Source organism: Flavicella sp., from assembly GCF_029238425.1.
Lineage (GTDB): Bacteria > Bacteroidota > Bacteroidia > Flavobacteriales > Flavobacteriaceae > Flavicella.
Genome location: NZ_JAQWGB010000151.1, coordinates 1 through 1,938 on the forward strand (window position 1 = coordinate 1; position 1,938 = coordinate 1,938).

The 1,938-nt window shown below is 33.1% G+C and carries 3 protein-coding genes; all 3 read left to right on the forward strand.

The genetic code is table 11. The features are described 5' to 3' along the window. Positions 1 to 33: 33 nt before the first annotated feature. The 3 genes from P8H68_RS10720 (at position 34) to P8H68_RS10730 (ending at position 1,887) form a co-directional block, all read left to right on the forward strand. On the forward strand, positions 34 to 165 hold the full coding sequence (locus P8H68_RS10720) for an exo-beta-N-acetylmuramidase NamZ domain-containing protein (RefSeq protein ID WP_300324751.1): 132 nt from the start codon (positions 34 to 36) through the stop codon (positions 163 to 165). 193 nt (positions 166 to 358) lie between these two features. Next, on the forward strand, positions 359 to 1,378 hold the full coding sequence (locus P8H68_RS10725) for a hypothetical protein (protein WP_300324745.1): 1,020 nt from the start codon (positions 359 to 361) through the stop codon (positions 1,376 to 1,378). A 65-nt stretch (positions 1,379 to 1,443) separates the two neighbouring features. Beyond that, positions 1,444 to 1,887: a hypothetical protein gene (locus P8H68_RS10730; protein ID WP_300324748.1), complete on the forward strand. Its 444-nt coding sequence runs from the start codon at positions 1,444 to 1,446 to the stop codon at positions 1,885 to 1,887. Positions 1,888 to 1,938 lie beyond the last annotated feature (51 nt).

Sequence of the window (1,938 nt, forward strand, 5' to 3'; positions counted from 1 at the left end):
GATAAGAAAGCATTTTTTGGAAAAACCTTTACCATACATGCAGGAAACACAGAGCTGCAAAGACAACTAGAAAACCGATCAGGTGTTAGAGAGATTGAAAATTCTTGGAAAAAAGACCTTGAAAGCTTTAAAACAATTAGAGAAAAATATTTGATTTATCCTTAAAACTTAAACATACGCTTCGTGCCAAGAAAAATATTCTTGAATTATTTCTTGTTTCTGTTGTTCTAAAAATTCAATTCTATTGGTCAATAAAGACTACTTCAAAGGCAGTCTTTTTTTGTTTCCTCTATTTGTTTTATTTTTATATTAAATTTGCTGAACCCTTAAATGTTGATTTTCTTTTTAAACCTAAACTATGCATAAAATATATTTTATAATTGTAATTAGTTTTATTTCATTAACCACTTATTCTCAAACAATTGATTCTACACAAATAGGGAAAGAGTATCCTTATGTACTGCCAATCCTAGGAAAAAAGGCCTATGCTAAGGGCTATGAACTGCAGAAACCTTTTGGGGTAATGCTCGGAAGTCTTTTTAACAAACAAGGGATTGTTATTGATAATTTTGAAATGGCCATTAGTGACGATCAAACACCTCCCACCAACTATTTCAAACTGGATGGAATCCTTGATTTCGGTCCTTCAGAAGGAAGAATTAATACGGTAAATGCTAGAATTGATGCTTGGATACTTCCTTTCTTTTCTGTAGGTGGTTATTACGGAGAAGTTTGGGGAGAGCAGGACATTACGTTTAGCGTTGTGGGAAGTGATCTGATAAAAAGCACAACAGACATCAGGGGAAAATACTATGGATTGAACCTATTAGGGGTGGCTCCTTTAGGCCCAGTAAACATTGCTGCAGATTATTCTTGGTCTTGGACTACCAATGCCAGGTTAGATAAACCTGTCTTGGTGAATGTAAGTGGTATTCGTGTAATCCGTAGAATCATGACACCAACCAAAGGACGGTTTTGGGCAATTTGGGGAGGTGCACAGTTTCAAAAACTGGACAGTCAAACCTCGGGTAATATAGCTTTTGACGAAGCGTTAGGAATAACCGAAGAAGACAAGCAAAATCTAGATAATCACTGGAATGATTTTAAAAATGGTGATGTACCCAATGGAAATGGGGATTATTGGAGTGATCTAAGTCCTGCCGAAAAAATCAGAGCAACAGCAACATATAATCTAGTACGTGGAGTCGTTGACAAAAATGTCTATTATAAATTCAACAAAAGATTGGAGCATGAATGGAACATGCTACTCGGTTTCAATTACCAGCACAATAATAAATGGCAATTCAGAGGTGAGTACGGTTTTTTAAAATCCAAACAACAACTAATGTTAGCACTTAATTATAGATTTGGTTTGTAAAGGAATTAGCAAACTACACAATCCCATAACAAGTCAATAATCAATATAATTAAAGGACATCAATAATGATTAATAAAATTAAACTGTTTATCGCACCTATTTCAGAAGAGATAGTAGTTCGTAAAGTTTTAATAAACAGATTAAATGCAAATTCTGATAAATCAGTTATTTCATTAACTGCACCTATGGGATATGGAAAAAGCACCCTGATCAGTAGTTGGATTCAATTCAAAAAACACCCATATTTTTGGTATTCACTAGATGAGTTTGACAATAATTTAATTCAGTTTTTAAACTATTTCAAACAAATTATCCCAGCTGAAAACAAAGAGTTTCATTATAATATTGATTTACTATTAACAAGCAAGAATAAACCTGATATTCAGAAGTATATTTCGTTATTCTCCAATGCTCTTTTGGTTTCCAAACACACTTTTTGCATATTTCCCAAAAGCCAACTTTGGAAGCAAATATCCAAAAGATCAAAACAAAAAATGTTATGGTTATGATTTATCACAAATTCAAAAACTTTCCAAAGTGGACATTTCTTTTTTGGTCAA

Coding starts and splice junctions, on each gene's coding strand:
- P8H68_RS10730 (WP_300324748.1), top strand. CDS start 1,444: ATGATTAATAAAATTAAACTGTTTATCGCACCTATTTCAGAAGAGATA.
- P8H68_RS10725 (WP_300324745.1), top strand. CDS start 359: ATGCATAAAATATATTTTATAATTGTAATTAGTTTTATTTCATTAACC.